At 61.9% G+C, this 22161-nt stretch carries 20 protein-coding genes (1 of these 20 only partly in view); 10 read left to right on the forward strand and 10 right to left on the reverse strand.

Annotated elements, in window-relative coordinates; all coding sequences use genetic code 11:
• Positions 1 to 193, reverse strand: partial view of a protein-methionine-sulfoxide reductase catalytic subunit MsrP gene (gene msrP, locus ACFMPD_RS15800; protein WP_380996476.1) — the 5' portion only. The gene continues 713 nt to the left of window position 1, outside the view; only the first 193 of its 906 coding nucleotides appear in the window; the start codon lies at positions 191 to 193; its stop codon lies off the left edge, out of view.
• 301 nt (positions 194 to 494) lie between these two features.
• Between msrP and ACFMPD_RS15805 the strand changes: the two genes are divergently transcribed.
• Together ACFMPD_RS15805 and ACFMPD_RS15810 are read left to right on the forward strand one after the other, a co-directional pair.
• On the forward strand, positions 495 to 974 hold the full coding sequence (locus ACFMPD_RS15805) for a fasciclin domain-containing protein (protein WP_380996478.1): 480 nt from the start codon (positions 495 to 497) through the stop codon (positions 972 to 974).
• An 84-nt stretch (positions 975 to 1058) separates the two neighbouring features.
• Positions 1059 to 1559, forward strand: a complete 501-nt coding sequence (locus ACFMPD_RS15810; RefSeq protein ID WP_380996481.1) for a fasciclin domain-containing protein — start codon at positions 1059 to 1061, stop codon at positions 1557 to 1559.
• A 75-nt stretch (positions 1560 to 1634) separates the two neighbouring features.
• Here ACFMPD_RS15810 and clpB read toward each other — a convergent pair whose 3' ends face one another.
• Positions 1635 to 4253 carry an ATP-dependent chaperone ClpB gene (gene clpB, locus ACFMPD_RS15815; RefSeq protein WP_380996484.1) on the reverse strand — a complete coding sequence of 873 codons (2619 nt, stop codon included), beginning with the start codon at positions 4251 to 4253 and terminating at the stop codon, positions 1635 to 1637.
• A 278-nt stretch (positions 4254 to 4531) separates the two neighbouring features.
• Here clpB and pyrF point away from each other — a divergent pair, with 278 nt between their 5' ends.
• The gene (pyrF, locus tag ACFMPD_RS15820) at positions 4532 to 5227 is read left to right on the forward strand and encodes an orotidine-5'-phosphate decarboxylase (protein WP_380996487.1); all 696 of its coding nucleotides are present in this window, start codon (positions 4532 to 4534) and stop codon (positions 5225 to 5227) included.
• 151 nt (positions 5228 to 5378) lie between these two features.
• Here pyrF and ACFMPD_RS15825 read toward each other — a convergent pair whose 3' ends face one another.
• Positions 5379 to 5819 (reverse strand): NUDIX hydrolase, encoded by a 441-nt coding sequence (locus ACFMPD_RS15825; protein ID WP_380996489.1) that lies wholly within the window; start codon positions 5817 to 5819, stop codon positions 5379 to 5381.
• A gap of 101 nt (positions 5820 to 5920) precedes the next feature.
• Here ACFMPD_RS15825 and ACFMPD_RS15830 point away from each other — a divergent pair, with 101 nt between their 5' ends.
• A complete protein-coding gene (locus tag ACFMPD_RS15830; protein WP_380996492.1) occupies positions 5921 to 7177 on the forward strand; it encodes a DNA polymerase IV in 1257 nt (418 codons plus the stop codon).
• 73 nt (positions 7178 to 7250) lie between these two features.
• Here ACFMPD_RS15830 and ACFMPD_RS15835 read toward each other — a convergent pair whose 3' ends face one another.
• From ACFMPD_RS15835 to ACFMPD_RS15850, 4 genes are all read right to left on the reverse strand, one after another.
• Positions 7251 to 8429, reverse strand: a complete 1179-nt coding sequence (locus tag ACFMPD_RS15835) for an ABC transporter permease (RefSeq protein ID WP_380996495.1) — start codon at positions 8427 to 8429, stop codon at positions 7251 to 7253.
• A 4-nt stretch (positions 8430 to 8433) separates the two neighbouring features.
• A complete protein-coding gene (locus tag ACFMPD_RS15840; protein WP_380996497.1) occupies positions 8434 to 9708 on the reverse strand; it encodes an ABC transporter permease in 1275 nt (424 codons plus the stop codon).
• A gap of 104 nt (positions 9709 to 9812) precedes the next feature.
• Positions 9813 to 10919, reverse strand: coding sequence for an extracellular solute-binding protein (locus ACFMPD_RS15845; protein ID WP_380996499.1), 1107 nt, complete (start codon positions 10917 to 10919; stop codon positions 9813 to 9815).
• 131 nt (positions 10920 to 11050) lie between these two features.
• Complete coding sequence (locus ACFMPD_RS15850) at positions 11051 to 12151, reverse strand: ABC transporter ATP-binding protein (protein WP_380996501.1); 1101 nt, start codon at positions 12149 to 12151, stop codon at positions 11051 to 11053.
• 363 nt (positions 12152 to 12514) lie between these two features.
• Here ACFMPD_RS15850 and argE point away from each other — a divergent pair, with 363 nt between their 5' ends.
• A complete protein-coding gene (gene argE, locus ACFMPD_RS15855; protein WP_380996503.1) occupies positions 12515 to 13702 on the forward strand; it encodes an acetylornithine deacetylase in 1188 nt (395 codons plus the stop codon).
• On the opposite strand, the gene ACFMPD_RS15860 is transcribed toward argE, so the two are convergent.
• A complete protein-coding gene (locus ACFMPD_RS15860) occupies positions 13697 to 15094 on the reverse strand; it encodes an aspartate aminotransferase family protein (protein WP_380996506.1) in 1398 nt (465 codons plus the stop codon). The two genes, argE and ACFMPD_RS15860, sit on opposite strands and share 6 nt — an antisense overlap.
• 63 nt (positions 15095 to 15157) lie before the next feature.
• Positions 15158 to 15844 (reverse strand): GntR family transcriptional regulator, encoded by a 687-nt coding sequence (locus tag ACFMPD_RS15865; RefSeq protein ID WP_380996509.1) that lies wholly within the window; start codon positions 15842 to 15844, stop codon positions 15158 to 15160.
• Positions 15845 to 15984: 140 nt separating this feature from the next.
• Between ACFMPD_RS15865 and ACFMPD_RS15870 the strand changes: the two genes are divergently transcribed.
• From ACFMPD_RS15870 to ACFMPD_RS15890, 5 genes are all read left to right on the forward strand, one after another.
• Positions 15985 to 17067: a polyamine ABC transporter substrate-binding protein gene (locus ACFMPD_RS15870; RefSeq protein ID WP_380996511.1), complete on the forward strand. Its 1083-nt coding sequence runs from the start codon at positions 15985 to 15987 to the stop codon at positions 17065 to 17067.
• A gap of 68 nt (positions 17068 to 17135) precedes the next feature.
• Complete coding sequence (locus ACFMPD_RS15875) at positions 17136 to 18263, forward strand: ABC transporter ATP-binding protein (protein ID WP_380996514.1); 1128 nt, start codon at positions 17136 to 17138, stop codon at positions 18261 to 18263.
• Complete coding sequence (locus ACFMPD_RS15880) at positions 18263 to 19144, forward strand: ABC transporter permease subunit (RefSeq protein WP_380996516.1); 882 nt, start codon at positions 18263 to 18265, stop codon at positions 19142 to 19144. Before ACFMPD_RS15875 ends, ACFMPD_RS15880 begins: the two co-directional genes overlap by 1 nt.
• The gene (locus tag ACFMPD_RS15885; RefSeq protein WP_380996543.1) at positions 19141 to 19950 is read left to right on the forward strand and encodes an ABC transporter permease; all 810 of its coding nucleotides are present in this window, start codon (positions 19141 to 19143) and stop codon (positions 19948 to 19950) included. Before ACFMPD_RS15880 ends, ACFMPD_RS15885 begins: the two co-directional genes overlap by 4 nt.
• Positions 19951 to 20092: 142 nt before the next feature.
• On the forward strand, positions 20093 to 21460 hold the full coding sequence (locus ACFMPD_RS15890; RefSeq protein WP_380996519.1) for a UDP-glucose dehydrogenase family protein: 1368 nt from the start codon (positions 20093 to 20095) through the stop codon (positions 21458 to 21460).
• Here the strand turns inward: ACFMPD_RS15890 and ACFMPD_RS15895 are convergent.
• Positions 21400 to 22122 (reverse strand): phosphotransferase, encoded by a 723-nt coding sequence (locus ACFMPD_RS15895; RefSeq protein WP_380996522.1) that lies wholly within the window; start codon positions 22120 to 22122, stop codon positions 21400 to 21402. The two genes, ACFMPD_RS15890 and ACFMPD_RS15895, sit on opposite strands and share 61 nt — an antisense overlap.
• Positions 22123 to 22161 lie beyond the last annotated feature (39 nt).

Raw genomic sequence — 22161 nt, forward strand, 5'->3', positions numbered from 1 at the left:
CATAAAAATTATTGTAGTTGGTGATCTCCTGCCAGGAGTTCGGTTTCAGTTTGGCCGCAGACGCCTGCGCCGGCCCGGCACCTGCCGCAACGCCCAGCGCCGCGGTTGCGGCCAGGAATCGGCGGCGGTTCAAATAGGTGTCGCGCGGCGTCACATCGGACATGGTCAGATTGTTCTTCCAGCGGTGGGCCATCTCGCACTCCAACAAATCGTTTCTTCTGACCTAGCCCCGCGCCGTCCACGAACCAAACCATTTTGTCTCACGTTTCGGCGACGTGGTTGTAACGCGATGCCGGCGCGGGCCAGCCAAGGAAAAAATTGCAAGGCCGCGATCACAAGAATTTCAGTGGAAACCGCAAAAGGGCGCGGCTTAGCGCGGGCCGCTGCAAAGTCAAACCAGATAGTGTCCGATCTGCGCTGATCCGAACCCGCACCCGGTGCGTAGAGGTTGCAATACCAATCCCGGTATGACTGACCTGAAAAAGGATCTTCGCATGTTTCGTTCATTTGCTCTGTCGCTGACCGCTGCCACTCTGATCGCGGCGCCTGCCCTGGCGGGCGGACATTCAAAGGATATCGTCGATACCGCAGCGGGGGCCGGCACGTTCACCACGCTTGTCGCTGCCGTTCAGGCCGCCGACCTGGTGGATACGCTCAAGGGCGATGGCCCGTTCACCGTCTTTGCCCCGACCGACGAGGCCTTTGCCGCTTTGCCCGAAGGCACGGTCGCGATGCTGCTGGAACCCGAAAACAAGGACAAGCTGGTGGCCATTCTGACCTATCACGTGGTGCCCGGCAAAGTGATGTCCGGCGACCTGAGCGATGACATGAAGGCTGCGACCGTTCAGGGCGGCGAGGTGACCATCGATCTGGACAACGGTGTGATGGTCAATGACGCAACAGTCGTGACGGCGGATATCGAGGCCGAAAACGGCGTCATCCACGTCATCGACAAGGTCATCATGCCCCAGTGACGACGTCAAGTTCATCGGCGGGGCCATCGGCATGATGCGCCCCGCCACTTGCCATGTTTCTAAAGAAAGGAAAGGAGGAACCACATGGACCGTCGTCTGGTTCTAAAATCCATTGCCGCCGCCGCGGCCCTAGGCACGCTGGGTGCCTGTGCCGCTCCACAGCCCGATATTGTCGACATCGCGGCATCAGATCCGAATTTCTCGACGCTGGTGACCGCCCTCAAGGCCGCCGATTTGGTGGATGATCTGCAGGGGGCCGGCCCGCTCACCGTCCTTGCGCCGACAAATGCAGCCTTTGACCGGCTTCCGGCGGGAACGGTGGACAGCCTGTTGCAGCCGGAAAACAAGGACCGGCTGCGTTCGGTTCTGACCTATCACGTGTTGCCCGGACGGGTGACGTCGGATCAGATTCTGGGGCAGAAATTCACCGCCAAGACCTTGCAGGGCCAGACCGTGGCTATCGACGGACGGGCCGGCAAACATGGCACGGGTGTCCGGGTGAACTCGGCCAACGTGACGCAGGCCGATATCGATGCTCGAAACGGTGTGATCCATGTGATCGACCGGGTGCTGCTGCCCCGCTGACCGCCCACGGACGGGGCCGTCAAGAAAGATGGGCCCGCCGGTCAGGCGGGCCCAATCGATTGTGCAACTGGCGGTTCAATGCACCACAGCGTCATCCGGTCGTGGCCGATCGGTGGTGCCGACCCGTTCGCCGATGATCAGCCCGTCGGCGCCGGCGGAAACCGGTACCGTATCGCCATCGCGAATTTCGCCACTCAACAAGGCCTCGGCCAGCGGGTTCTGCAAGGCCCGCTGGATCGCCCGCTTGAGCGGTCGCGCACCGAAGACCGGGTCATACCCCTCGTCGGCCAGCCAGGTTTTTGCCGCCTGATCCAGATCCAGTGTGATCTTGCGGGCCAGCAGCCGCGTTTTCAGGCGGGCCAGCTGGATATCGACAATGCCGTCCATGTCGGCCCGGTTCAGACGGTCAAAGATGATCGTCTCGTCCAGCCGGTTCAGGAACTCGGGCCGGAAATGCGCCCGCACCGCATCCATCACGTCGCGCTTGGCCTCCGAGGCGTCGGCGTCCTCGGGCAATTGGCTGAGCGCCTGTGCCCCCAGATTCGACGTCAGGATGATCAGCGTCTGCTTGAAATCGACCGTGCGGCCCTGGCCGTCGGTCAAAACCCCGTCATCCAGCACCTGCAACAGCACGTTGAACACGTCAGGATGCGCCTTTTCGACCTCGTCAAACAGCACGACCTGATAGGGCCGGCGGCGCACCGCCTCGGTCAGAACGCCGCCCTCGTCATAGCCGACATAGCCCGGCGGGGCACCGATCAGGCGCGCGACACTGTGTTTCTCCATGAATTCCGACATGTCGATGCGCACCATTGCGCCATCGTCGTCAAACAGGAACTCGGCCAGCGCCTTGGTCAACTCGGTCTTGCCGACGCCAGTCGGCCCGAGAAACAGGAAAGAGCCCAGCGGACGGTTCTCGTCCTGCAGCCCGGCCCGCGCCCGGCGCACCGCATTGGACACGGCGCGCACCGCCACATCCTGACCGATTACCCGGTTGTGCAGGCCGTCTTCCATGCGCAGCAGCTTTTCGCGCTCGCCTTCCAGCATCTTGGCCACCGGAATACCGGTCCAGCGCTCGACCACCGAAGCGATCTGCTCGGGCCGCACCTTTTCCTCGACCATGATACCGGCCGCTTCGCTTTCCTCGGCCTCTTTGAGCTGTTTCTCCAACTGCGGGATCACGCCATAGGACAGTTCGCCCGCTTTGGCGAGGTTGCCTTCACGCTTGGCGATATCCAGTTCTGCACGGGCATGGTCCAGCTTTTCCTTGACGTCCCGCGCCCCGGCCAGCTTGTCGCGCTCGGCCTGCCATTGCGCCGTCAGTTCCGCGGATTTCTCCTGCAACTCGGCAAGATCCTTTTGCAGGGTCTCCAGACGGTCGCGGCTGGCGGCATCGTCTTCCAGCTTCAGCGCCTCTTCCTCGATCTGCATCTGCAGGATCTGGCGATCCAGCTGGTCCAGTTCTTCGGGCTTGGAGTCGACCTCCATGCGCAGACGGCTGGCCGCCTCGTCGACAAGGTCGATCGCCTTGTCCGGCAGGAAACGGTCGGTGATGTAACGGTGCGACAGGGTGGCTGCCGCGACCAGCGCGCCATCGGAAATGTCGACGCCGTGATGCACCTCGTATTTCTCCTTGATGCCGCGCAGGATCGAGATCGTATCCTCGACGGTCGGCTCCTGAATCAGCACCGGCTGGAACCGGCGGGCCAGGGCCGCGTCCTTTTCGACATATTTGCGGTATTCATCCAGCGTCGTAGCCCCGACACAGTGCAATTCACCGCGCGCCAGGGCCGGCTTGATCAGGTTGGCCGCGTCCATCGCGCCCTCGGACTTGCCGGCACCGACCAGCGTGTGCATTTCGTCGATGAACAGGATGATCTCGCCGGCGGCCTCTGTGACCTCGGTCAGGACCGCTTTCAAGCGTTCCTCGAATTCGCCCCGGTATTTCGCCCCGGCGATCAGCGCCCCCATATCCAGGGCCAGCAACTGCTTGTCGCGCAGAGATTCCGGTACATCGCCATTGACGATGCGCAGCGCCAGACCCTCGGCGATGGCAGTCTTGCCGACGCCTGGCTCACCGATCAGCACCGGGTTGTTCTTGGTGCGGCGACTCAGAACCTGCATGGCGCGGCGGATTTCCTCGTCGCGGCCGATAATCGGGTCGATCTTGCCCTCGCGGGCCGCCTCGGTCAGATCGCGGGCGTATTTCTTGAGCGCGTCATAGCCCTCTTCTGCGGTGGCGCTGTCGGCGGTCCGGCCCTTGCGGATGTCGTTGATCGCGGCATTCAGGTTCTGCGCGTTCACATCGCCCGCATCCAGCGCGTCCTTGGCCTTGGACTTGACCATGCACAGCGCCATCAACATCCGTTCCACCGGAACGAAACTGTCGCCCGCTTTGCTGGCAATGGCCTCGGCCTCGGCCAGCACCTTGCCGGTGCTGCTGTCCATGTAAATCTGTCCGGCATCGCCACTGACCTTGGCGATCTTGCCGATCGCCTGCTCGACGGCCTCGGCGACGCGGGCCGGGTTGCCGCCAGCGCGGGAAATCAGGTTGCTTGCCAGCCCCTGATCGTCATCCATCAAAGCCTTGAGGATGTGTTCGGGCGTCAGTCTCTGGTGGCCCTCGCGCATCGCGATCGTCTGCGCGGCCTGCACGAATCCGCGTGCACGCTCGGTGAACTTGTTCAAGTCCATCTGTCTCTCCTTTTTCAAGCGCCCATTCTGTTCAACGCCTGCACAGCAGCACGCCGACGGTCGGGCCTCGCATTCAATTTGGGGAATTCGATCCGACCTTCAACCCCCGAGCAAAGGTTTTTGCCGCCTTCCCCGCTCGCAATTTCAACAATCGGTTGCATGAATTCAATCCTTTGCACCCCGTTTCCGGCGGTGGCCGGCCCGTCTGCGCCTTTGTCATGGACATCCGGTGCGGGCAGCGTTTAGTCAGATGCGATTTCAACCGCCGGAGCCACCCCATGTCCGATGACCGCCTGATCGTCGCCCTCGATGTCGCCAATGCCGTACAGGGTCTGGAATTGACGGACCGGTTGGGGGATGCGGTCGGGTTCTACAAGATCGGGCTGGGCATGCTCACCGGGGGTGGTCTGGCCCTGGCCAACGAGCTGAAGCAGGAACATGGCAAGCGCATCTTTCTGGACATGAAGCTGTTCGATATCGGCGCCACGGTCGAGGCGGCGGTGCGTGGCCTGGCTCAGTTTGACCTGGATTTCCTGACCGTGCATGGCGATCCGCACGTAGTCGAGGCAGCCAAACAGGGGGCTGCGGGTAGCGGCCTGAAAATTCTCGGCGTCACCATCCTGACATCGTTGGACCGCGCCGATCTGGATAAGGGACTGATCAAGCCCGGTGACCTGACCGACCTGGTACAGGAACGCGCCGTCAATGCATTCGAGGCCGGTGCCGATGGTGTGATTGCCTCGCCGCAAGAGGCACGGCTGATCCGGGCCCTGCCTAAAGCGCAGGGCCGCCTGATCGTGACACCCGGCGTGCGGCCCGCCGGCGCTGCGCTGGGCGATCAAAAGCGAGTCGCCACGCCAGCCAGCGCGATTGCCGATGGGGCCGATCATATCGTGGTCGGGCGTCCGGTCTGGACCGCGGCCGACCCGCGCGCCGCAGCACAAGCGATTCTGGACGAAATCGCCGGGCTTTGACGCGATCTGTGCCCTCAAAGGCACATGTTATACGTGCAATAGGGCCGGCGCGGTATCGGAGCTTTGATTTTCGGGCGTTTTGGGTGACCCTACGTCACGAGATACTCCCCGACGAACCTTTTCTTCCTGTGGTTCGTTACCTCCCCCCGCCTCAGCAGCGGGGGGTCTTTCCAGAAAGACCCGGTTTGCAGTCCGGATGTGCCAGGTACAGGCGCACCTGTGTTGTGAAATGCGGCACCGCCATCGGATGTTCGCAAAATTCTCCCGGTGCCATCAGTTGCCAGCCCTGGCCCTCGTTGCCGAACCGGATCGAGCCCAGCGCCCGTTCTGGCAGATGCGCGGCAAAGAACCAGACGATTCCGTGCGGTCGGCGGTAATTGTTGGACCAGACAAGATCGGACTGCTGCAGGACCAGCCCGACCTCTTCGCGGGTTTCACGCAGAGCGCATTGCGCCGGCGTTTCCGACCCTTCACGCCCGCCGCCCGGCAGATCCCAATAGTCCGGCCAGGGAATATCCGGCCGGTCATCACGCCGGATGACCAGCAGGTCAGAGCCCAGAAACACGGCCAGTTTGGCACCGGAAAAAGTCATGTCGGCAAAGCTGCCCTTTTGCAATTGCACTGACGTGCCACGGATATTCGCGTATCATGACAGCGATATATTCAATGGTCGGTTAATCGGATACCCTCCTCATGCCCAGTTTGTGCCGCGATTGCCTGATCCGCCCCGCAGGCGCCGTGGCGCGCTGCCCGAACTGCGGCAGTCCGCGCGTACTGACCCATCCGGAACTGTTCGAACTGTCCATCGCGCATATGGACTGCGATGCCTTCTATGCCTCGGTCGAAAAACGCGACAATCCGGACCTGGCAGACAAGCCGGTGATCATCGGCGGCGGCAGGCGCGGTGTCGTGTCCACCGCCTGCTATGTCGCGCGAATCCGCGGTGTGCGCTCGGCGATGCCGATGTTTCAAGCGTTGAAACTGTGCCCCGATGCGGTGATCGTCAGGCCACGGATGGATGCCTATGTTGACGCCAGCCGGCAGATTCGTGCGATGATGCAGGAGCTGACTCCGGCGATCGAACCGTTGTCGCTGGACGAAGCCTTTCTCGATCTGCGCGGCACCGCCCGGCTGCATAGCGCTCCGCCGGCGGTGATGCTGGCGCGGCTGGTACGGCGAATGCAGGACGAACTGGGCCTGACCGGTTCGATCGGCCTGAGCCACAACAAGTTCCTGGCCAAGGTCGCGTCGGATCTCGACAAGCCGCGCGGGTTCTCAGTGATCGGCCAGGCCGAAACCGCCGCCTTTCTGAACGACAAGCCGGTGCGGCTGATCTGGGGCATCGGCCCGGCGGCCCAGGCCGCGCTGGAAAAGGCCGGTATCCGCAGCTTTGCCGACCTGCTGCGCTGGGACCGGGCGGCGCTGACGGCGCGGTTCGGGGCCATGGGGGACCGTTTGTGGCATCTGGCGCGCGGGCAGGATCGGCGGCGCGTGTCCGCCCATGCGCCGATCAAGTCGATCAGCAACGAGACGACGTTTTTCGAGGACACGAATGACCCCGATCTGCTGGACGGTCATCTCTGGCGCATGGCGGAAAAGGTGTCGGACCGCGCCAAGGCCAAGGGCATCGCCGGCCGGGTCGTGACGCTGAAACTGAAACGGGCCGATCACAGCAGCCTGACCCGCCGGCAGGCCCTGCGCGATGCCACCCAGATGGCCGATGCGATCTATCGAACGGCGCGTGGCCTGCTCGGACAAGTTGCCGATCAGGGACCGTTCCGGCTGTTGGGCTGCGGTCTGTCCGATTTGTGCCCGGACTCCGAAGCGGAGAAATCCGGCGATCTGCTGGATCCGGATGCCGGCCGCCGCGGCCGCGCCGAACGCGCCACGGACGCCATCCGCCGGCGGTTCGGGGCCAAGGCAATCGTCAAGGGCCGGGCCCTGCGCTGAGCCGGCGGCAGTTCGGCCGCCTCAGAAAGGTCGCCGGCCACGAACGGTCGGCCACCGCGCACCCGGTGCTGTCTCAGCCGGGGCTCATGCCCCGCAGCCGTTCCGAGCGGCGGCGCAGCATTTCGACCACGGTCAGCAAGGCAATCGAAATCACCACCAGGATGGTCGCAACCGCCAGGATCGTCGGGCTGATCTGTTCGCGCAGGCCGGTGAACATCTGCCAGGGCAGGGTTTTCTGTCCCGCCGAGCCGACGAACAACACGACAACCACCTCGTCAAACGAGGTGATAAAGGCAAACAGCGCCCCGGAAATCACGCCGGGCAGGATCAGCGGCATCTGCACACGAAAGAACGTGGTGACCGGATTGGCCCCCATGTTTGCCGCGGCGCGGGTCAGCGAGCGGTCGAACCCGACCAGCGTTGCCGTCACGGTGATGATGACAAAGGGAATACCCAGCGCGGCATGCGCCAGCACCACGCCGAAATAGGTGCCCTGCAATCCGATGCGCGAGTAAAAGAAATACATGCCCGCGGCCGAGATGATCAGCGGCACGATCATCGGCGAGATCAGGGTCGCCATGATCGCCCGCCGGAACGGCACGTGCGGCTGGCTCAGGCCGATGGCCGCCAGCGTGCCGAAACTGACCGACAACAATGTTGCTGCCGGCGCGATCAGGATCGAATTGCGCAGCGCGTTCTGCCAGTCGGAACTGGTAAAGAAGTCCTGATAATGTTTGAGGGAATAGCCAGCCGGATCGAAACGCAGCATCTCGGGTGTGAAAGTAAAGAAGTCCTCGGCGTTGAAGCTGAGCGGCATCACCACCAGGATCGGCGTGATCAGAAAGACGAAAATGGCACCGCAAATCACCCGAAAGGTAAAATGCCACAGGACCTGTCCAGGGGTCAGGTAGGGCGCGAGTCTGGCGCGATAGCGGCCTTCGAACAGCCAATAGCTGAACCAGCCAAAGAACCAGCCAAACGCCGCGCCGATCACCGCGCCCGGCAGGCCGGCCATGACGAAACCGGCGACCAGCAGCAGGACCATCAGACCCCAGCGGCCGACGCGCTCGTTCTTTAGAACCTGCGTCAGGACAAAAGCGATGCCGGCCATCAGGGCCGCGCCGATCAGCACCCCCAGAACCGAGCTGCCCTGCGAGGTGCCGACCAGCAGTCCGGCAAAAGCGCCGGCGGCGGCCACGACGGGCACGTAGAACGAGATCGGGGTGCGGGATATGGGTGTCAGTGCGGCCATTGTCTCAGCCCCCCAGCTTGACGTTGTCGATACCAACGATCTTGTCATAGGCGTAGTAGAGCAACAGCACGACCGCCAGCAGGATCGAGCCGAGCGCCGCCGCCAGCCCCCAGTTCAGCGAACTGGAAATATGATAGGCGATGCGGTTCGAGATGAAGGTACCGGTGTTGCCGCCGACAATTTCCGGCGTGATGTAATAGCCGATCGACAGGATAAAGACCAAGATCGAGCCGGCGCCGATGCCCGGCACCGATTGTGGAAAATAGACCCGCCAGAAGGCGGTCCAGTTGGTCGCGCCCAGCGACTTGGCGGCGCGCACATAGGTCTGTGGAATGGTCTGCATCACCGAATACATCGGCAGGATCATGAAGGGCAGCAGGATATGGGTCATCGCCACGATCGTGCCGAACTGGTTGTTGATCATCACCAGCCGCGCGTCATCGGCCACCAGACCCAGCCAAACCAGCGTGTCGTTGATCACGCCCTGCTGCTGCAGCATCACCTTCCAGGCCGATGTGCGCACCAAAAGCGAAGTCCAGAACGGCAGCAGAACCAGGATCATCAGCAGGTTGGCGGATCGTGTGGGCAGGTTGGCCAGAATCCACGCCACCGGATAGCCCAGCAGGATGCATGATCCGGTAATCACCAGGCTCATGAACAGCGTGCGGGCAAACAGCTTGAGATAGATCTGCTGGTTCTCGGGCCGCTGTTCGGCGCCATCGGCACCTTTCTGCATGTCCACCGCGTTCAGGAAATACCCGCTGGTATAGGAGGGCGAATAGGTCTTGATGGTGCGCCAGATCTCGATTTCGCCCCAATCCTTGTCGATATCGATAAAGGCATCCTTGAACGAGATGTCGGCATCCAGATCCATGCGCTTGACCTTGCGGCCTGATTTGCGGAACAGCGAGGACGCGCCGGTCAATTCGTAGTTCAGCCGCGACCCGAGCCGCGTGTGGGTCTTGGCGGCAACCGCGACCTGCAGATCTGCCGCCAGGGCCGCATAGACCGCCTCGTCGGGCAAAGTGCCCGAGGCCGGGTCCCAGTCGGCCAGCGCCTCGACCGTTTCAGGTATCGTGTCGGCAACGATCTGGTTTTCCACCGACCGGAACAGCATGTCGGCAATCGGCAGGATGAATGTCAGCAGGACAAAGATCAGCAGCGGCGCGATCAGCGCCAGCGCACGCAATTTCTGCATCCGCAGCGCCCGCGAAAGGCTGCGCTTGAGCGGCGTGCCATCCGCGGCGAGTACGGGACCGTTTGTCGTTTGATCGCTCATCTTGCTGTCCATTCCCTGCTAGGCGGCGCCCCGGTTGGATCCGAAAGCGTGGCTTTGGGCTCCGAAGGCGGCGCACCGCCTTCGGGTTGGTTCAGGTCGCCGGCTTACTTGGCCAGCCAGGCCTGGAACTTGGCGTCGATATCGTCGCGATAATCGGCCCAGAACTCAAAGTTGTAGAGCAGCGTGTTCTTGGCGTTGGCCGGATCGGTCGGCATGTGCGGTGCCATGTCGATACCCAGATCGGCATGCTTGCCCACCAACGGAGCCGATGACGCGCGGGCCGGGCCATAGCTGATATACTTGGCCTGATCTGCCAGACGTTGTGTGTCCGTGGCGAATTTCAGGAAATCCACGACGCGCGCCAGGCGGTCTTCGGGCAGGCCGGCGGGAATGATCCAGCCGTCCAGGTCATAGACCTGCCAGTCCCAGAGCATGGCAACCGGCTGGTTCTGTTCTTCGATCACGCTGAACAGGCGGCCGTTATAGGTCGACCCCATCACGACCTCGCCATCGGCCAATAGCTGTGGCGTGTCAGCACCTGCCGACCACCAGATCACGTCGTCCTTGATGGTGTCCAGCTTGGCCAGTGCCCGTTCCTGACCCTCTTCGGTTTCAAGAACATCATAGACCTCTTCCTTGGCAACACCGTCACACAGCAACGCCCATTCCATGTTGTTCAGCGGGCGCTTCTCCAGCGACCGTTTGCCGGGATAAGCCTCGGTGTCGAAAATGGCGCAAACGCTGGTCGGCGGCGTGTCGCCCACCAGATCCGTGCGATAGCCAAATGTGGTCGAATAGACGATCTGGGGAATAAAGCAGTCCCCCACCATCGTGTCGCCAAAATCCTCGGTGGCCGGCGTGCCGTCGGGTGCCGATTCAAGCATGGTATCGAAATCGATTTCCACCGCCAGCCCTTCGTCGCACAGGCGCAGCGAAGAGGCCGCAGTCACGTCCACGAGGTCCCAGGTCACGTTGCCCGCTTCGTTCATCGCGCGCAGTTTCGCCACGGCCTCGGCCGAGCTTTCGTCCCAGATGACGTTCACCTCGGGGTGCATTTCCTGGTACGGTTTGACATAGGCGTTCAGCTGCGAGGCCTGATAAGCGCCGCCCCAGGAAACGACCGTCATGTCGTTGGCCATGTCAGCCGCATTTACCAGGCCGGTGCTAAGACTCAGCGCTGCTGTCGCCAGAATAGTCTTTGTCAGTTTCATTCAGGCATTCTCCCTGTTTCATTCACTTTTTATAGTTCGCCCGTCGTCGTGAGTGGGTGAGGCCGGCCTGACGGGCAACCGTCCGGCCCCGGTTTTCATCGTTCCGGCAACGCGCAACGACGTGTATGCGGCTACGCATCCAGCGCGCGGCAATCTTCGGGCAGCCAACCTATCTCGATCTGCGTACCCGGCTGCAAACGCACCTGGTCCGGCGCGTTGCGGGTCTTGATGATGAAATCCTCGTTTCCGGCCACCCGCAGACGGGTCCGGAAAATGTCACCCATATAGATGAACTCGAGCACCTCGGCCTTGAGCGTATGCACACCCTCTTGCAGACGGTCCTTGTTGTATTCCACCCGCTCCGGGCGGATCGACACGCGGGTACGCTCGCCCGGCTGGCTGACATTGACCGGCTTGCAGTCGATCAGTTCGCCGTCGTCCAGCCGCACCAGGGCGATATCGCCCTTGATCTCCTTGACGACGCCTTCCAGTGTGTTGTTTTCGCCGATGAACTGGGCGACGAAACTGTTTTCCGGAGCTTCGTACAACTGATCCGGCGGGGCCAGCTGCTGGATCCGCCCATCGTCAAATACCGCCACGCGGTCGGACATGGTCAGCGCCTCGGTCTGGTCATGGGTCACATAGACCACCGTGATGCCCAGATCGTCGGCGATGCGCTTGATTTCGAACTGCATATGTTCGCGCAACTGCTTGTCCAGCGCGCCCAACGGTTCGTCCATCAGAACCAGTTCAGCCTCGAACACCAGGGCCCGGGCCAGCGCGATCCGCTGTTGCTGACCGCCTGACAATTGCGCCGGGCGACGGCCACCAAAGGCACCCATCTGCACCATGTCCAGCGCCCGCTGAACCTTTTTCTCGCGCTCGGATTTGCCCATCTTGCGCACTTCCAGCGGAAAGGACAGATTTTCAGCCACCGTCATATGCGGGAACAGCGCATAGTTCTGGAACACCATGCCGATGCCCCGTTTGTGCGGCGGGATGTTGTTGATCGACACACCGTCCAGACGAATGTCGCCATGGGTTGCGGTCTCGAACCCCGCCAGCATCATCAGACAGGTGGTCTTGCCAGAGCCTGACGGACCGAGCATTGTCAGGAATTCGCCCTTTGGCATGATCAGATTCAGATCTTTGACGACGAGATTCTCGCCATCATAGCTCTTTTGGACGCGTTCGAATTCAACGAACGCACCTTCGCTTTGTGTGTCAGCCAAATCGGCTCCCCTTGGACTTTTCGCAGTATGTTCTGCGTTTTGATCCGCAATTGTATGCACATCAGATGGCTTACTGGCAACAGACTCGCGCAATTTCTGTCAATTGCTCCCATTTCCGGATCGCTTTGCCTATAACCCGATACGGCGTTGGGTCGCATAAGCCAAAGTACCCACAACCCAGACGATTGCTCGGCGATTCGGGGTATGACGATTGGCCGATGTGAGGAGTGTTGCGATGGTTGAATTTGGCGTGCGATTCGCAAGCCTTGGCTGCAGTAGCAGTGGCCAGGTAACTGACGCGTATCGCTGGCCCCGGGTCGGTGGGGCGGTCTGTCGGGGAGATGCTTTGAGACGGACCTTGCAATGACCGGTCCGCTGCAGGAAACCGTCGCGCTGCTGGGCGATCTGATCGCGTATCCCACGGTCTCGAGCGACAGTAATCTCGAACTGGTCGCCGATCTTGGCCAGCGCCTGCAGGATTTCGGCGCGCAGGTCGACCTGTTTCACGACGACAGTGGCGCCAAAGCCAACCTGTTTGCCACGATCGGTCCCGACGCCGATGGCGGGGTCCTTTTGTCGGGCCATACCGACGTCGTCCCGGTGACCGATCAGGACTGGACCAGCGATCCCTTTGCGCTGCGCCAGTCCGATGGGCGGCTGTACGGGCGCGGCGCCTGCGACATGAAAGGGTTCATCGCCGCCGCAACGGTCATGGCCCGCGACTATGCTGCTCTACCTCTGTGCCGGCCGGTGCATTTCAGCTTTACCTATGACGAAGAGGTCGGCTGTCTGGGGGCGCAGGCCCTGGTGCCGGAACTGCAGCGGCGCGGCATCAGGCCCGCCATCGCGATCATCGGCGAGCCGACCGAGATGCGGGTGATCGAGGGTCACAAGGGCTGTTGCGAATACACCGTGCGGTTTTCCGGTCGCGAAGGCCACGGATCAGCCCCCCATCGCGGCGTGAATGCTGCGGAATACGCGGCGCGCTATGTCGGAGAACTGATGCGGCTGCGCGGCGAACTGATGCTGCGCGCGCCCGAAAACAGCCCGTTCGAACCGCCCTGGACAACGTTGAATGTCGGGCGGATTGCCGGCGGCGTCGCGCATAACGTGATCGCCGGAAAGGCCGAGGTGGATTGGGAAATGCGCCCGGTTCAGGACAAGGACGCCGCGTTTGTCCACACAGAGATGCAGCGCGTCATCGACCAGGACCTGCTGCCAATGATGCAGGCGGTCTGGCCGGACGCGGATATCGTGACCGACGTGATCGGCGAAGTCGCCGGGCTGGAGGTGATGCCGGAAAACGCAGCCCGCGATCTGCTGGCCAGGCTGAACGGCGCCAATGGCGCCGATGTCGTGGCCTTTGCCACCGAGGCCGGGCTGTTTCAGCAGTTGGGCATGGCGGTGGCGGTCTGCGGGCCGGGGTCGATCGAACAGGCCCACAGGCCTGACGAATTCGTCAGCCTGGATCAGTTGCAAACCTGTCTGGACATGCTGTCGCGGCTGGGCCGGTCCGGCGTGCTGACGGCGGTGGACGCGCCGCGTCTATGACGCCGATCTGAGCAGATCGCGCTTTTTCAACTCGGCATGGCATTCGTCCAGCGCCACCGTTGCCCGCGCGATCAGCGTGTCGATCTCGTCCGGCTGAATCACCAGCGGCGGCGCGATGATCATCCGGTCCCCGACATGGCGCATGATCAGATTGTTGGCGAAACAGCGTTCACGACAGATCAGACCGACCGTGCCCTCCTCGGCGGCGAATGCCGCGCGGCTGTCCTTGTCCGGCGTCAGGGCGATGGCGCCCATCAGCCCCAAGGTGCGCGCTTCGCCCACCAGCGGGTGGTCGGCCAACGTCGCCCAGGCGGTTTTCAGATACGGCGCGGCGACGTTGCGGACATGGCCGATGATGTCCTCGTCCTGCAGAATGCGCAGGTTTTCCAGCGCCACGGCGCAGGCGACCGGGTGGCCGGAATAGGTATAGCCGTGGTTGAATTCATCGCTGCCGATCACTTTGGCCACCGTGTCGCTGACGATCGAGGCGCCAATCGGCTGATAGCCCGAACTGAGCCCCTTGGCGACGGTCATGATGTCCGGGCGGATGCCCAGCGTCTGGCTGCCGAACCAATTGCCGGTGCGCCCGAACCCGCAGATCACCTCGTCCGCGATCAGCAGAATTTCATACTTGTCGCAGATCCGCTGGATTTCCGGCCAATAAGTGGCAGGCGGAATGATCACGCCGCCCGCGCCCTGTACCGGTTCGGCGATGAACGCCGCCACCCGGTCCTCGCCCAGCGTCAGAATCGCTTCTTCCAGCTCGCGCGCCCGGGCCAGCCCGAATTCAGCGGGATCGGTGCCGCCGCCTTCGGCCCACCAATACGGCTGGTTGATATGGTGCACATCCGCGATCGGCAATCCGCCCTGCGCGTGCATCGCGGACATGCCGCCCAGGCTGGCGCTGCCGACGGTCGAGCCGTGATAGCCGTTTTTGCGGCTGATGATGATCGATTTTGACGGTTGTCCCTTGAGCGCCCAATAGGTGCGCACCATCCGGATATTGGTGTCATTCGCCTCAGAGCCCGACCCGGCAAAAAACACGTGGTTCAGATCACCCGGCGCCAGGCTGGCCAATTCGTTGGCCAGCGCGATCGCCGGCACATGGGTGGTCTGGAAAAATGTGTTATAAAATGGCAATTCGCGCATTTGCCGGGCCGCAACCTCGGCCAGTTCGTCGCGCCCATAGCCGATATTGACGCACCACAGCCCGGCCATCGCATCCAGGATCCGGTTGCCCTGGCTGTCGGTCAGAGTGACGCCGCTGGCGCCGGTTATGACACGCGCGCCCTTTTCGGCCAGCTCGTTTCCGGCGGTGAACGGGTGCATGTGATGCGCGGCGTCCAGAGCCTGTAATTCGGCGGTGGGCATGTGATTGGAGATGGTTGGCATGGCGGCGCTCTCCGGGCTTAGGGTCACCTTAAAATATGATCAAATTTAATCCTGTCAATCGAATCAATCGCCGCCTTTCAGGTCGGCCGCGATCTGCCGCATGCCATCCTCGATATCCAGAATCACAGAACGCCCAGCCAGATCGGCGTCCTGCGCCTGCAACGCCACCAGCAAATCCTTGTGATGATCCTGCAGGCTGTGGGTGCCGTAGCGGCCGCAAACCACCCGCAGCGACGGACCGAACTGCAGCCACAGCCGGTCCGCGACTGCGGCCATGATCGGCGCGTCGGCCCGCGCATAAAGCCGCGAATGAAACTGGTAGTTTCGCTTGAGATAGGTGCCGACATCGCCGGCTTCGATGGCCTCGTCCAGCGCGTTGTCGATGGATTTCAGCTGGTCGATCTCGTCCGCGCCTATGTGCGTAACGGCGCGGCGGGTCAACTCTAACTCCATTGCTTTCCTGATGAAAGTTATCTGCTCGATATCTCCGGCGGCCAGAACCGGAACGCTGACGCGGCGATTGCCCTGAAACATCAGCGCGCCTTCGGATATCAGCCGGCGAATGGCCTCGCGCACCGGCGTCATCCCCGCCCCCAACGCAGTTGTCAGACCCTGGATCGTGACCGCCTGCCCCGGTGCAATTTCGCCGAACAGTATCTGCGCGCGCAGCTTTTGGTACACATGCTCGTGTGCCGGCGGTCGCGCCTTTTTCTGTTCCGCTTCGGCTGCCTGGGCTGTGGTTTGTGTCACCTGCGCTGCTCCTGTCATCGACAAGTCCGGTTCTGTCGTGTTTCTGTGCGCTTGATCATAGCTTGGCTTGGCAATGAAGGCAAAAACTTGATCAAATTATTCAGCCGGCATATAAGTCGGAACCACAACGGGAGAACCACATGAAACCTTTTGCGCTGACCATCCTTGCGATTCTGGGCGCCGGCCACGCCGCAATGGCGGACGAGGTCCGCGTCTACAACTGGTCGGACTACATCGACGAGGAGTTGCTGCGAAACTTTGAGGCCGAGACCGGCATAGATCTGATCTATGACGTCTATGACAGCAACGAGGTGCTCGAAACCAAGATGCTGGCGGGCGGGTCCGGCTATGACGTGGTGGTGCCGTCCAACGACTTTCTGCAACGCCAGATCGGCGCGGGGGTCTATCAGAAAATCGATCCCGCAAAGCTGCCCAACAAGGCAAACATGTGGGACGTGATCGAGGCCCGCACCGCCAGCTTTGACCCCGGAAACGCCTATTCGATCAACTACATGTGGGGCACGACCGGGCTGGGCGTAAATATCGACAAGGTCAAGGCGGTGCTGGGCGCGGACGCGCCGCTGAACAGCATGGACCTGATCATGAAGCCGGAAAACATGGAAAAGCTGGCCGCATGCGGCGTGCATTTCCTGGACTCTCCGACCGAGATCATCCCGATGGTGTTGCAATATCTGGGCGAAGATCCCGACACCAACGACAAGGCGGTCATCGCCCGGGTCGAAGAGCCGCTGATGGCCGTGCGCCCCTATATTCAGAAGTTCCACAGCTCGGAATATATCAACGCCCTGGCCAATGGCGACATCTGCGTCGCGATCGGCTTTTCGGGGGACGTTTTGCAGGCGCGCGACCGCGCCGCCGAAGCCGATAACGGTGTCGAAATCGCCTATCATCCCTTTGCCGAAGGTTCGCTGATGTGGTTCGACCAGATGGCCATACCGGTGGACGCGCCGAACCCGGACGCGGCCCATGCCTTTCTGAACTTCATGATGGACGCGCAGAACATGGCAACGGCCTCGAACTATGTCTATTACGCCAACGGCAACAAGGCGTCGCAAGAGTTCCTGGCCGAGGATGTCATCGGTGATCCGGCGATCTATCCCGATGCCGAGACGATGAAAAACCTGTATGTCAAATCGCCCTATCCGCCGAAAACCCAGCGCGTGGTGACCCGCCTCTGGACCAAGATCAAGTCGGGCACCTGACCGGACCCGCATCGGGCGAGTCCCGCGGCGGTCGCCCGTTCCTTTCCCGCCCAGCGCAGAGAGCGATCGTGCAGACAGTTGAATTCAGGCCCTGGGCGGATCCCGCAGAATCGCCCTTGATCCGGTTTCAGAACGTGACCAAGCGGTTTGGCGATTTCACCGCGATTGATGACCTGTCTCTGGACATCTACGAGCAAGAGTTTTTCGCCCTGTTGGGGCCTTCGGGTTGCGGCAAGACAACCATGATGCGGATGCTGGGCGGGTTCGAAACCCCGACCCGGGGGCGGATCGAACTGGCGGGGCAGGATATCGGCCCCGTGCCGCCCCACAAGCGCGCGGTCAACATGATGTTCCAGTCCTATGCGCTGTTTCCGCATCTGTCGGTCTGGGACAACATCGCTTTTGGTTTGCGGCGCGACCGCCTGCCAAAAGACCAGATCGCCGCCCGCGTCGCCGACATGCTGCGCCTGACCCGGCTGGAAAAGTTCGCCCGCCGCAAGCCGCATCAGATTTCGGGCGGCCAACGGCAGCGCGTGGCGCTGGCCCGGTCGCTGGCCAAGGCGCCGAAACTGCTGTTACTGGACGAACCGCTGGGGGCGCTGGACAAGAAACTGCGGCAGGAAACCCAGTTCGAACTGATGGACATCCAGGAAACCACCGGCACGACCTTTGTGATTGTGACCCATGATCAGGAAGAGGCAATGACCGTCGCCAGCCGGGTGGCGGTGATGGACGAAGGCCGACTGGTACAGGTGGCGACCCCGGCCGATATCTATGAATGTCCCAACAGTGTCTATGTCGCCGATTTCATCGGGGACGTGAACATTCTGAAAGGCCGCGCCCGCGCCATCGGCCACAACCGGTATCACATCGACTGGTCCGAGGGTCATCCCCCCCTGACCGCGACCTCGGAACAGCCCCTGGCACCGGATCAGGACTGCCATCTGGCGATCCGGCCGGAAAAGGTGACGATCTCGTCTCAAAGGCCCGAAAGTGCGGACAACGCCATGCAGGGCACCGTGCTGGACATCGCCTATCTGGGCAATCTTTCGACCTATTTCGTGCAATTGCCGACGGGTCAGATCATCAAGGCGCAGACCGCCAACACCCGGCGCATTTCGCGGCGCAACCTGACATGGGAAGACTCGGTCTGGTTGTCATGGACAGCGACGGCCGGCGTGGTTCTGGCCCAGTGATGCGCCGGTTCGTCCTGATCGCCCTGCCCTATCTGTGGTTGCTGCTGCTGTTTCTGGTGCCCTTTGCCATCGTGCTGAAAATCGCGCTGTCCGATACCGCGGTGGCAATCCCACCCTATACGCCGGTGCTGGGCGGCGGCGACGGGATCGGCGCCTTTCTGCGTCAGCTGGATTTCGAGAATTTCGTCTGGCTGACCGAGGACGATCTCTATTGGAAAGCCTATCTCAGCAGCGCGAGAATCGCCGCCGTTTCGACAGGCCTGACCCTGCTGTTGGGCTATCCGATCGCCTATGGCATGGCGCGCGCGCCCGAAGAATGGCGCCCAACGCTGATGATGCTGGTCATCCTGCCCTTTTGGACCAGCTTTCTGATCCGGGTCTATGCCTGGATGGGCATTCTCAGCACCGAGGGGTTTTTGAATCAGGCCCTGATCTGGATCGGAGTCATCAACGAACCGCTGACCATCCTGAACACCAACACGGCCGTCTATATCGGCATCGTCTATACCTATCTGCCCTTCATGATCCTGCCGGTCTATGCCGCGCTGGATCGTCTGGACGACTCGTTGATCGAGGCCGCCGAAGATCTGGGCTGTTCGCGTCTGCAGGCCTTTTGGCTGGTGACCGTGCCGCTCAGCCGAAACGGTATCGTCGCCGGCTGCTTTCTGGTCTTTATCCCGGCGCTTGGCGAATTTGTGATTCCGTCCCTGCTGGGCGGGTCGGGCACATTGATGATCGGCAAGGTGCTGTGGGAGGAGTTTTTCTCGAATCGCGACTGGCCCGTGGCCTCGGCTGTGGCCGTGGTGCTGCTGTTGATCCTGGTGGTACCCATCGTCCTGTTCCAGCGTAACCAGCAGAAACAGCCAGAGGCGGAACACTGATGCGCCTGAGCTGGTTCAACGTGGTGTCCCTGACGCTGGGCTTTGTCTTTCTCTACCTGCCCATGGTCATCCTTGTCGCCTTCAGCTTTAACGAAAGCAAACTGGTGACCGTCTGGGCCGGGTTCTCGACCCGTTGGTACGGCGCGTTGCTGCAAAACGAGGCCTTCCTTGACGCCGCCTGGGTCACGGTCAAGGTCGCGGTGCTTTCCTCGACCCTGGCGACGGTTCTGGGCACGATGGCTGCCTATGTCATGATACGCGGCGGGCGGTTCTTTGGGCGCACTTTGTTTTCCGGCATGATCTATGCGCCGCTGGTCATGCCCGAGGTGATCACCGGCCTTTCGCTGCTGTTACTGTTCATCGGCATCGGGCTGGATCGCGGCGTGCTGACCATCGTGCTGGCGCATACGACCTTTTCCATGTGCTATGTCTCGGTCGTGGTGTCCGCGCGGCTGGCGACCTTCGACCGATCGCTGGAAGAGGCCGCGCTGGACCTGGGGTGCACCCCGACCGAAGCCTTTCGCCTGGTGACGTTGCCGATCATCGCGCCGGCGGTAATTTCCGGCTGGTTGCTGGCCTTTACCCTGTCGCTGGATGATCTGGTAATCGCCTCCTTTACCTCGGGGCCTTCGGCCACCACGCTGCCGATCAAGATCTTCTCCGCCGTGCGGCTGGGCGTCAGCCCTGAAATCAATGCCCTGTCCACGATCATGATCGCGATCGTCACGCTGGGGGTGATCACGGCCTCGCTGATCTCGAAACGCAACCTGGTGCGCCGCAGACGCCAGGAACATCAGGCCACATAAGCCGCTCGTCCCGCACGACGGCTGATGCCGGCGGCAGACATTTATTATGATTTGCAGGGTATCTGATGAAGGGAATCGGGCCGGTTGACAGGCCCGCCGTCCTGGACCAAGGGTTCCGCAAACTGGGTAAGAGGTGACTGTCATGAAGATCGCGATGATCGGTACCGGATATGTCGGGCTGGTGTCCGGGGTATGTTTCTCGGATTTCGGTCATGATGTGGTCTGCGTTGACAAGGATTCCGAAAAGGTCGCCATGCTGCGCAATGGGCAGGTGCCGATCTACGAACCCGGACTCGAGGATTTGATGGCGCGGAACGTGGCCGCAGGGCGCCTGACCTTTTCCGACGATCTGGCCTCTGCTGTCAGCGGCGCCGCTGCCGTTTTCATTGCCGTGGGCACACCGACCCGGCGTGGCGACGGCCATGCCGACCTGACCTATGTCATGGCCGCGGCGCAGGAAATCGCCGCAGCGATGACCGACTATACGGTGGTTGTGACCAAATCCACCGTGCCCGTGGGCACCAACCGGATCGTCAAACAGACCATCGCCAAGGCCAACCCGCTGGCACAGTTCGATGTCGCGTCAAACCCGGAATTTCTGCGCGAAGGCGCCGCCATCGACGATTTCATGCGCCCGGACCGCGTCGTTGTCGGTGTTCAGCACGACCGTGCCGCCGAGGTGATGAATGACGTCTATCGTCCGCTCTATCTGCGCGATTTTCCGATTCTGACCACGGATCTGGAAAGCGCCGAGATGATTAAATACGCCGCCAATGCCTTTTTGGCCACCAAGATCACCTTTATCAACGAGATCGCCGCACTGTGCGAACGCACCGGCGCGGATGTGAAGCTGGTCAGCAAGGGCATGGGGCTGGACGGGCGCATCGGCAATAAGTTTCTGCATGCCGGTCCGGGCTATGGCGGGTCCTGCTTTCCAAAGGACACCCGCGCCCTGGCCCGCATCGGCCAGGAACACGGCCTGCCGATGCAGATCACCGAAACGGTGATCAAGGTGAACGAAGAGCTGCGCCGCCGCATGGTCGACAAGGTCGTCGACATGATGGATGGACAGGTCGCCGGCAAGACCATTGCGGTGCTGGGTATCACCTTTAAACCCAACACCGATGACATGCGCGAGGCGCCGGCCCTGACCATCGTTCCGGCATTGATCGGCGCCGGCGCCAAGGTGCGGGTCGTCGACCCCCAGGGCCGGGCCGAGGGCAGCGATCTATTGCCGGGCGTGCACTGGTTCGAGGATGCCTACAAGGCAGCGCGAAATGCCGATGCGCTGGTCATCCTGACCGAGTGGAACGAATTCCGGGCGCTCGACCTGAAGCGCCTGGCAAAACACATGTCCCGTCCGGTGTTGGCGGATCTGCGCAACATCTACTCGGCCCGCGATGCACGGCGCGCCGGTTTTCTACGCTATGTCTCGGTCGGCCGCGGCGACTATGTCGGCGAAGAAACGGCCGACAACCCGGCCCTTTCCATCGTCAGACCGGGGGCATAGTCCGAATTGCCACGTTCGGTCTGCCACAGGCAGTAGGCGGCCATGCGCCAATGATACCAAGGCTGCAATGCGCGAAACCGGCCTACGGTATCCGCGTCCGGATAGGCGCGCAAAAAGGCTTCCGTCTCGCATGGGCGCAATGGCGCACCGCGATAAAGGTGCTGCATGGCCGGCGAGGTGAAAATGGCCAGATCCTCGCACGGGTCGCCCAGCGCCGGACACTGCCAGTCGATCAGAATGGCCCGCCCGGCGCGGACCAGAATGTTGCCGGGAACCGGGTCGCCATGCAGAAAACACCGGCGACCGGATGCCGGAACCGTACCGCTCGGGGCCAATGCCGCAACGACCCGGCGACCCTGCGGCGTGCAATCCGCCAGAATCATGCGGGTCTGATCCGACAGCGCGCGGCTGCCATCGGGTGCGGTTCGCAGATCATCTGGAGCCGGCAGCCTGTGCAGATCGGCCAGAACCTTGGCCACCAGAGCCGGGTCTTCCTGCCAGGGCGTTCCCCGGTCGTGATCATAGATCACCCATTCACAGCCATCAGATCTGCCTGCGGCAACCGGGTCCGGTGCAACCCCGGTTCCAGCCAACCGCTGCAGGCAGGCAGATTCANACCAGAGCCGGGTCTTCCTGCCAGGGCGTTCCCCGGTCGTGATCATAGATCACCCATTCACAGCCATCAGATCTGCCTGCGGCAA

The sequence above is a fragment of the Sedimentitalea sediminis genome, assembly GCF_042687825.1.
Taxonomy (GTDB): domain Bacteria; phylum Pseudomonadota; class Alphaproteobacteria; order Rhodobacterales; family Rhodobacteraceae; genus Sedimentitalea.